The sequence below is a fragment of the Streptomyces sp. NPDC088554 genome, from assembly GCF_044752945.1.
Lineage (GTDB): Bacteria > Actinomycetota > Actinomycetes > Streptomycetales > Streptomycetaceae > Streptomyces.
The window spans coordinates 1-10,453 of the sequence record NZ_JBIVMF010000063.1 but is presented as its reverse complement, the minus strand read 5'-3'; the positions used below and the strand labels follow the sequence as shown (position 1 = coordinate 10,453).

At 69.7% G+C, this 10,453-nt stretch carries 2 protein-coding genes and 1 pseudogene; all 3 read right to left on the bottom strand.

Annotated features, from left to right (window positions below):
- On the bottom strand, nt 1-6,023 hold a 6,023-nt coding region (locus tag ACIP8W_RS31325), incomplete at its 3' end, for a type I polyketide synthase (RefSeq protein ID WP_402205779.1).
- 6 nt (nt 6,024-6,029) lie between these two features.
- A pseudogene (locus ACIP8W_RS31320) lies at nt 6,030-6,074 on the bottom strand (polyketide synthase docking domain-containing protein); the annotation flags it as partial.
- A 68-nt stretch (nt 6,075-6,142) separates the two neighbouring features.
- On the bottom strand, nt 6,143-10,408 hold the full coding sequence (locus ACIP8W_RS31315) for an SDR family NAD(P)-dependent oxidoreductase (RefSeq protein WP_402153848.1): 4,266 nt from the start codon (nt 10,406-10,408) through the stop codon (nt 6,143-6,145).
- Nucleotides 10,409-10,453 lie beyond the last annotated feature (45 nt).

The window sequence follows — 10,453 nt, the reverse complement described above, 5'->3', positions numbered from 1 at the left end:
GACTTGGCCGACACCACCCACGACACAGCACCCACCACCCCCGCCACAGGCTCGGGTTCAGGAACCGGAACCGGAACCTGCTCCAGGATCACGTGCGCGTTCGTCCCACTGACCCCGAACGCCGAGACACCCGCCCGACGCAGACGATCAGTCTCTGGCCACTCCCGGGCATGCGCCAGCAGTTCCACCGAACCACTGGACCAGTCAACCTGGTCGGTCCGCTCCTCCGCGTACAACGTGGCCGGCAGCACACCGTGCCGTATCGCCTCCACCATCTTGATGACGCCCGCCACACCGGCGGCCGCCTGTGTGTGTCCGATGTTCGACTTCACCGAGCCGAGCCACAACGGCTGATCTGCCGAGCGCCCCTTGCCGTACGTGGCCAGCAGTGCCTGCGCCTCGATCGGATCCCCGAGCCGGGTTCCCGTACCATGCGCCTCCACCACGTCCACCTCAGCAGCAGACAACCCGGCGGCGCTCAGCGCCTGGCGGATCACCCGCTGCTGCGAGGGACCGTTCGGAGCGGTGAGCCCGTTGCTCGCACCGTCCTGGTTGACCGCACTGCCCCGCACCACAGCGAGCACCCGGTGCCCGAGCCGCTCCGCGTCGGACAACCGCTCCACCAGCAGCACACCGGCACCCTCACCCCAGCCCGTACCGTCCGCACCCGCGCCGAACGCCTTGCACCGGCCGTCCACCGACAACGCCCGCTGCCGCGAGAACTCCACGAACGCCAGCGGAGAGGACATGATGGTCACACCACCGGCCAGCGCGAGGTCGCACTCCCCCGACCGCAGCGCCTGTACGGCGAGATGCAACGCGACCAGGGACGAGGAACACGCCGTGTCCACCGTCACCGCCGGACCCTCCAGGCCCAGCGTGTACGCCACCCGGCCGGACATCACACTGGCAGCGTTGCCGGTGCCCAGGTAGCCCTCGGCGGGATCGGCCGAGTTCTCCAACAGCCCTGCGTAGTCCTGGCCGTTGGTGCCCATGAACACCCCGCCCCGGCCACCGCGCAGCGAAGCCGGGTCGATACCCGCGTCCTCCAGCGCCTCCCAGCAGGTCTCCAGGAGCAGCCGCTGCTGCGGGTCCATCGCCAGCGCCTCACGCGGCGAAATACCGAAGAAGCCCGCGTCGAAGCCGGCCGCGTCCGCCAGAAACGCCCCATGCCGTGTGTACGACGTCCCGAGATGCTCGGGATCCGGATCGAACAGCCCCTCCAGATCCCAGCCACGGTCCTCGGGGAACTCCGACACCGCGTCGGCCCCTGACAGCACCAGCTCCCACAGCTCCTCCGGCGAACCCACTCCCCCCGGGAAGCGACACGCCATACCCACGATCACCACCGGGTCCTCGGCCACCGAGCCTATCCGTACCGGCAGTTGACCCGTCGTATCCACGAATCCGGCGAGCTCGGCCCACAGGTGCTCGGCGAGCGCATCCGGGGTCGGGTAGTCGAATGCCAACGACGACGGCAACGCCAGACCGGTCACCGCGTTCACCCGATTGCGGAACTGCACCGCCGTCAGCGAATCAAAACCCAGATCCTTGAAGGCCCGCCCGGGTACGACCGCGTCACCCGACGCATGCCCCAGCACCAGCGCCGCCTGCTCCCGCACCAACCCCAGCAACAGCCCCCGCTGATCCGCCTCCGGCAAACCTGCCATTCGCGACCGCAGCGGCTCCGCAGCCGAACCGTCCACAGATGTCGAGGGATCCGCTGTCCCCGCCCGGCGAACCGTCTGTACCTGCGGAATCTCGTCAAAGAGAACGGTGTTACGGGCATCGGTCACCGTCGGCAGGTAGCGTACCCAGTCCATCTCCGCGACCGTGAGGACACCCTCGTCGGCCCCGGCCACCTGTGCCAGTACCACCAGCGCCCGGGACGGCTCCATGGGTACGACACCGAGCCTTCGCATACGACCGGCGACCGCCGCGTCAGCAGCCATTCCCGCACCGGCCCAGGGGCCCCACGCTATGCAGGAACCAACCAGCCCGCGTGCTCGACGACTCTCGACCAACGCCTCCACCACGGCATTCGCCGCCGCGTAGTTGCCCTGTCCCGCGCCTCCCCACGAACCGGACACCGACGAAAACGCCACGAACAGCGACAACGGCTCCGCCAAATCGGCGGTCAGCTCGTCCAGATGGACTGCCGCGTCCGCCTTCGCCCCCCACACCCCGGCGATCCGATCCGGCGACAGTGCCGCGATCACCCCGTCGTCCAGCACTCCGGCCGTATGGACAACGCCCCGCAGCGGGAATTCCGTCGGAATCCCCGCCAGCACCTCAGCCAGCGCCGACCGATCCGACACGTCACACGCCACCACACTCGCCGCGCAGCCCAACTCGTTCAATTCCGCGATCAGTTCAGCGACTCCGGGCGTCTCTGTGCCGCGTCGTCCCGCCAGCAGCAGTCGAGACACACCTTCGCCCGCGAGCCAGCGCGCCACCTCGGAACCCAGCCCACCGGTACCCCCGGTCACCAGTACCGTCCCGCCGGACCGCCACGCACCGGTCGGTACCGCCCCGGTCGGCGCCGAAGCGGGCACCATCCTCCGTACGAACACACCGGCAGCGCGCACCGCCACCTGGTCCTCGGCGGGAAACGCACCAGCGAGGACCGAGACCAGCCGCTCGGTGACCTGCCTGTTCGCCACCGCCGGGAGGTCCACCAGACCACCCCAGCGACCGGGGTGCTCCAGGGCCACCACACGGCCCAGCCCCCACACACCCGCCTGCGCGACCGAGGCAACCCGGTCCGAGTCACCGACCGAGACAGCACCCCACGTCATACACCACAACGGGGCGTCAACCTCGGCGTCGCCGAGTGCCTGCACAAGGGTGAGCGTGGCGGCTACGGGTGCCCAGGTCGCCTCCTCGCCCTCCCCCTGCGTCGGCAGGGATACAACACCGGCGACGCCCTCGGCAACCTTCCGCAGCCGTACGGCCAGCTCCGCCCGGTCGAGGGCGCCCGCGTTCACCTCGACGGGCACGACCTCGGCACCAGCGGCAGCCAGATCCTTCAACACCTCACGTATATGCGACTGTTCAGCGCCACCAGCCGGAATCGCGACCAGCCAGCGCCCTGACAGCCGCGCACCGGCAGCCGACCCGACCCGCGCCGGACGCCACACCTCCCGATACCGCCAGCCATCCACCACGGACCGCTCGCGCTGCCCTCGATGCCACGATGCCAAGGCCGGTACGACCTCATCCAACGAGGCATCGCCCGGCACTGCGAGGACCCGTGACAGTTCCGCCGGGTCCTCGCGTTCCACGACCTCCCAGAACCGGGCGTCCAGCGCACCGTCCGACACCGCGCGCGCGACCGGACCCGGCAGCCAGAACCGCTCACGCTCGAACGCATATGTGGGCAGGGAGACAATCCGCGCCGAATCGGTGGGCAGCGTCTTCACCCATTCCACCGCGACGCCATAGGTGAACAGTTCGGCCAAGGCACGCAACGCGGTGCCCGATTCGTTCTGATCCCTGCGCTGGAAGGCCACCACGCGCGCCTCGTCCTGAAGGCAACGAGCCGCCATGGGGCTGAGTGCGGCGTCGGGTCCGAGTTCGAGGAACGCCGACACACCCTCCCCCGCGAGCCATTCCACCGCGTCGGCGAACCGTACCGCCTCACGGACCTGCCGCACCCAGTACTCCGGCGTACTGAACTCCGCACCCGCCGGACGACCCGTCAACGTCGACACCACCGCCATACGAGCAGGCTCGAACGAGATCTCAGCGAGAACACGACGGAAATCATCCAGCATCGGCTCCATCAACACCGAATGGAACGCATGACTCACCGGCAACGAACGCGTACGACGACCGAGCGAGGCAAAATACTCCGCCACCACCCGCACCGCATCGGCCTCACCCGAAACCACCACCGAACCCGGAGCATTCAGCGCAGCGATCCCCGCGCCCTCGGTCAGGTGCGGAACAACCTCGGCCTCGGAAGCCTCCACCGCGACCATCACCCCACCCCCGGGCAGCGCGTCCATCAGCCGGCCCCGCGCCGCCACCACACGACACGCATCCGCCAACGACAGCACACCCGCCACATACGCGGCAGCGACCTCCCCCACCGAATGACCCACCAGGAACCGCGGAACCACACCCCACGACTCCACCAACCGGAAAGACGCCACCTCAAACGCGAACAAACCCGCCTGAGCCCACACCGTCCGATCCAACAAACCCTCATCCACACCCGAAGCCCACACCACCGACCTCAGCGGCGCCTCCAACAACGGATCCAGCACCTCACACACCGCATCCCACGCCCCCGCGAACACCGGAAACGCCTCACACAACTCCCGACCCATACCGAGCCGCTGCGCACCCTGACCCGAGAACAGCACAGCCAGCCCGTTCTTGGCCCCGAGTTCCGTCACACCACATACCGCATCGGTGCCCACGCCACCGGATTCCACCGTCTTCAGCCCGGCCAGCAGCTCGGTACGGTCCCGGCCCGTCACCACGGCCCGGTGCTCGAACACCGAACGCCCCACCGCCAGCGACAACCCCACATCCGCCAGGTCCAGCCCGCCATCGGACTCCACCCGCGCACGCAACCGCGCCGCCTGCCCCCGCAACGCGCCCTCACTCCGCCCCGACACCACCCAGGACACAGGTCCCGAGTCCAACTCGCTTGTTGAGGCGGCCTCTTCGTCCTTACGTTCCGGGGCTTGTTCCAGAATCACGTGCGCGTTCGTACCGCTGATCCCGAACGACGACACACCCACCCGCCTCGGCCGGTCAGCGTCCGGCCAGGAGACCGGCTCCGTCAGCAGCCGGACCGCCCCCGCCTCCCAGTCCACCTGGTCCGTGGGCTCGTCCACATGCAACGTGGCCGGCAGCAGACCGTGCCGCATCGCCTCCACCATCTTGATCACACCGGCCACACCGGCGGCCGACTGCGTGTGACCGATGTTCGACTTGATCGAGCCCAGCCACAGCGGCCGGTCCTCGGACCGGTCCTTGCCGTATGTGGCCAGCAGCGCCTGCGCCTCGATCGGATCCCCGAGCCGCGTACCGGTGCCATGCGCCTCGACCGCGTCCACCTCGGCGGCGGACACTCCGGCAGCCGACAGCGCCTGCTGGATCACCCTCCGCTGTGCCGGACCGTTCGGAGCCGTCAGCCCGTTGCTCGCACCGTCCTGGTTGACCGCACTGCCCCGCACCACGGCAAGGACCCGGTGCCCGAGACGTTCCGCGTCGGACAACCGCTCCACCAGCAGCACACCGGCACCCTCGCCCCAGCCCGTACCGTCCGCACCCGACGCGAACGCCTTGCACCGGCCGTCCACGGCCAGCCCCTTCTGCCGCGAGAACTCCACGAACACCTTCGGTGTGGACATCACCGTCACACCACCGGCGAGCGCCAGGTCGCATTCGCCCGACCGCAGCGCCTGTACGGCGAGATGCAGCGCGACCAGGGACGAGGAACACGCCGTGTCCACCGTCACCGCCGGACCTTCCAGGCCCAGCGTGTACGCCACCCGGCCGGAGATGACCGAGGCGATGTCGCCCGTCAGCACATAGCCTTCCGCGCCTTCCGGCAGGTTCCCGTTATCCGTGGCGTACCCCATGGCGGAGGCGCCGACGAACACACCGGTTTTGCTCGCCCGGAGCGACAGCGGGTCGATGCCCGCCCGTTCCAGCACCTCCCACGACGTCTCAAGCAGCAGCCGCTGCTGCGGGTCCATGGCCAGCGCCTCACGCGGTGAGATCCCGAAGAACGCGGCGTCGAACTCGGCGGCACCCGCCACGAATCCGCCCCGGTCGGTATAGCTCGATCCGCTGCGTTCGGGATCCGGGTCGTACAGCTCCCCCAGGTCCCAGCCACGGTCCGCCGGGAAACCGCCGATCGCGTCGCCGCCCGAGGCGACCAGGTCCCACAATTGCTCGGGGGTATCCGACCCGCCCGGAAAACGGCATGCCATACCGACGATCGCGATCGGCTCACGACCGGCTTCCTGAAGGGCGAGCAGCCGCTCCTGCGTGGTGTGCAGTTCGACAGTGACACGCTTGAGGTATTCGAGGAGCTTTTCCTGCTCACCCATGGCTGACGCCTCCCATTGAAACCGAAATTCAAAGCAAATGTGTTATCGGACCGGCCGAGCCCCTGGGCTCACTGAGCATCTCGGTCGGAGCGGAATCCCTGGTCGATCAGCTCGAATACCTCCGCCGCCGTGGCGGACCGGATTTTCTCCAGAATGTCGCCGGATTCGGCGGGCGCGGGGGCCGACGGGGCCCCGACGCCCTCATCCAGGCGGTCGAGCAGCACCCTCAGTCGCGCACGCACGCTTTCCGTCTCGTCCGCGTCCTGGCCATTGTGGCCGTACTGTCCGAAGCCGGCCATGGCCGCTTCCAGCCGGTCGAGTTCATCCAGTACGGACCCGGAGGGCCCGCTGCCGGGAATCTCCTCCAGTCCCAGTTCCGCATAAAGGTGATCGGCGAGGGAACGGGGGGTGGGGTAGTCGAAGATGATGGTCGGCGGCAGCCTGAGTCCGCTGACCCCCGCGAGGCGGTTACGGAATTCGACGGCCGTCAGTGAGTCGAACCCCATGTCCTGGAAAATCTGTTCCGGGTCGACCGCCGCCGCGGAACGGTGGCCGAGGACGAGTGCGGTCTGTTCGCGCACACTGTCGAGTACGGCCCTGCGCCGCTCGCTCTCGTCGAGGGCGGCGAGGCGGTCCCGCCAGGTCCGCGCCCCGTCCGCGTCCGCCGCCGTGCGGGCCGACGCCGCCTTCTTGCGTGCGGGCCCCTGTACGAGACCGCGCAGCAGCGCCGTCGGCTCGACACCGGTCGCCGCCCGGTTGCGCAGCCCGGCCAGTTCCAGACCTGCCGCGGCGAGCAGCGCGTCGGGACTGTCCATGGCCCGGTCGAAGAGATCCATGCCCTCGGCGTCTGTCAGGGGCCGCCAGCCGTCGCGGGCCAGCCGGGACCGGTCGCGTTCCTGGAGATGTCCGCTGATCCCACTGGCCGACTCCCACAGGCCCCAGGCCACCGACACGCCCGCGAGTCCCCGTGCCCGGCGCCGGGCCACGATGGCGTCGAGGCCCGAGTTGGCCGCCGCATACCCGCCCTGCCCTGCCGTGCCGAGCACTCCGGCCAGCGAGGAGAAGACCAGGAACAGCGAGAGGTCCAGTCCGGCCGTGGCCTCCTCCAGGTGCAGCAGCGCATCTGTCTTGGGCCGCATGGCGGAGTCCACCCGCTCGGGTGTCAGCGCCTCGACAACACCGTCGCCGTTCACCCCGGCCGCGTGCACCAGGCCGACCAGTGGCCACTCCTGTGGCACCGCACGCAGGGCCAGGTCCACCGCGGCCCGGTCCGCGCCGTCACAGGCGGTCACCCGGACCCGGGCACCCCATGCCTCCAGTTCGGCCACCAGGGTGTCGGCTCCGGCACTCGCCATTCCCTGACGACTCGTCAGCAGCAGGCTCCGTACGCCGTGTTCGATGACCAGACGCCGGGCCACCATGGCACCAAGCTGTCCGGTGCCGCCGGTCACCCACACCGTGCCGTCCGTGGGCAGCCCGCGCGGCATCCGCAGGACGACCTTGCCTATGTGCCGGGCCTGGCTCACATGGCGGTACGCCTCCTCGGCCCTGCGTACGTCCCACACACGCACCGGCAGAGGCTCCAGGGCGCCCTGCTCAAAGAGGTCGAGCAGGGCGAGCAGCATCTCCTGGATACGGTCGGGGCCCGCTTCTGACAGGTCGAACGCCTGGTAGGAAACGCCCGGGTTCGCCGCGGCGACTGCCTCGGGATCCCGCACATCGGTCTTGCCCATTTCGAGGAACCGTCCGCCTCCGGCGAGCAGCCGCAGCGACGCGTCGACGAACTCCCTTGCCAGCGCGTCGAGTACGACGTCGACTCCGCGCCCTTCGGTGGCACGGGAGAACTTCTCCTCGAAGCCGAGGTCACGGGAGGAGGCGATGTGCTCATCGTCCAGGCCCAGGGAACGCAGAACGTGCCACTTGCCCTCACTCGCCGTGCCGTAGACGTCCGCGCCGACGTGTCGGGCGATTTGTACGGCCGCCATCCCGACGCCACCCGCCGCGGAGTGCACCAGCACCGACTCGCCCGCGCGCAGCCCGCCCAGGTCGAACAGGCCGTAGTAGGCGGTCAGGAAGACGAGTGACACCGATGCGGCCTGCTCGTACGACCACGCGTCCGGCATCTTCGCGACCATGCGCCGGTCCACCACGGCGAGCGGCCCGAAGCCACCCTGGAGCAAGCCCATGACACGGTCGCCTGGGAGGAGGTCCGTCACCCCCGGTCCAACCTCGGTCACCACACCGGCACCCTCACTGCCCATGCTGCCCTTGCCCGGATACATACCGAGGCCGAGCAGCACATCGCGGAAGTTCAGCCCGGCCGCTCGTACGCCGATACGTATCTGGCCGTCGGCGAGCAGTGCGGTGGCGTCCGGCGCGGGCGCCAGGGCAAGGCCCTGGAGCGCCTGACCAGTGGCCTCCAGCCGCCAAGCGCTGTGGCCCGTCGGCGGGATGAGGGCACCGCCCGGAGCGTCGACACCCGCCAGCCTCGGCGCGAACACCGTTCCCTGACGGATCGTCACTTGTGGCTCGCCGCAGGCCACAGCCCTGGGGAGCGTCTCCCACGAGGTCCGCTGTCCATCCACGTCGACCAGTACGAACCGGCCCGGATGCTCCGACTGGGCCGAGCGAACCAAGCCTCCGACGGCCGCCTGAGTCACATCCGGCGCGCCGTCGTCGAGCCCGTCGGCGACCGCGTTCCGGGTCAGCACGACCAGCTGTGTCTCCGGCCACAGTTCGTCCGCGAGCCACTCCTGGAGCAGCTCGACGGTCTTGGAGACCCCGGCCCGTACCGTGCCCGGACCGGCGGGGTCTTCGTCCGCCGCCGGGGCGGGGGCAACGACCACCGCGGGCGTCGGGATGCCGCCACCCTTTACGGAAGCGTCGAGTTCGGCCAGATCCGCGTACGTACTCACGTTCTGTATGCCTGCGGACCTGAGCGCCTCGCTCGCTTCCACGGACGCTCCGAGTACGGCCCAGCCCCCGGCCCCGGTGGAGTCGGCCGCAGTCGCGGGTACGGGGACCCAGTCGACCCGGAAGAGTGATTCGGCGCCCGAACCAGCGCTTCCAGCAGAAGCGTTGGCATCGGCCAGATCCACGGGCAGGACGGGGCGAGTGGCCAACGAGTCCACCGTGAGCACGGGGCGCCCCAGGTCGTCGGCGAGCGCCAGCGCCACAGCGTTTTCGCCGCGTGGCTCCACCCGTACCCGAAGGGTCCCTGCGCCCACGGCGTGGAGCGTCACACCACTCCAGGAGAAGGGCAGCCGCAGCTCCGTATCGGCGCGGCGGCCCGGTATCAACTGGGCGTGCAGGCAGGCGTCGAACAGCGCGGGGTGAATCCCGAACCGGTCGGGGTCGGCCAGCCGGCCATCACCCCTGCCGTCGCCGTTGTCAGCTGCGGGTCCGACCTCCGCGAACACCCTGTCGCCGAGGCGCCAGGCACTCCGCAGCCCCCTGAGCGCGGGCCCGTACTCATAACCCGTCGCCGCCAACTGCCCGTAGAACTCGTCAAGTGGTACGGCTTCGGCCTCGGCCGGAGGCCAAGTCCCCGCCAAATCACCGAATTCGGGAGCCTCCACATCGGCAATGTCGTTCCCGGTCAGCACACCGATGACGTGCCGGGTCCACGGCCGGCCCTCCGGCGCGTCCTCCCGCAGCGAGAAGACCCGCACATCCCAGCGGCCGGAATCCTCGTCGCTCGCACGCTCCAGAACCACCTGGACGCGCACACTTCCACGCTCCGGCAGGACGAGTGGGGCCTGGACCACCAGTTCCTCGACCCTGCCGCAGCCCACTTGGTCCCCGGCACGAACGGCCATCTCCACGAACGCCGTTCCCGGCACCAGCACGGCACCGCCCACCACGTGGTCACCGAGCCATGGCTGTGCCGCGACCGAGATCCGCCCGGAGAACAGGATCCGCTCGTCATCCGCCGACTCCACCACCACGCCGAGCAACGGATGCCCTGCATCCGTCAGCCCCAGTCCAACCGCGTTGCCCTTCACACCCGGCACCGGAGCGGGCCAGTAACGCTCACGCTGAAATGCGTAGGTGGGGAGAGGAACCCTGCACGCGGGACCGGCGGGGAGTGTGTTCGCCCAGTCGACCGGAAGGCCGTGGGTGAAGAGTTCGGCCAGGGCTCGCAGCGCGGTGACGGCCTCGTACTGGCCCCGCCGCTGGAGGGAGACCACGACCGGTCCCCCGGCCGGCAGGCAGTTCGCCGCCATGGGGCTGAGTGCGGCGTCCGGTCCGAGTTCGAGGAACGCCGACACACCCTCCCCGGCCAGCCATTCCACCGCGTCGGCGAACCGTACCGCCTCACGGACCTGCCGCACCCAGTACTCCGGCGTACTGAACTCCGCACCCGCCGGACGACCCGT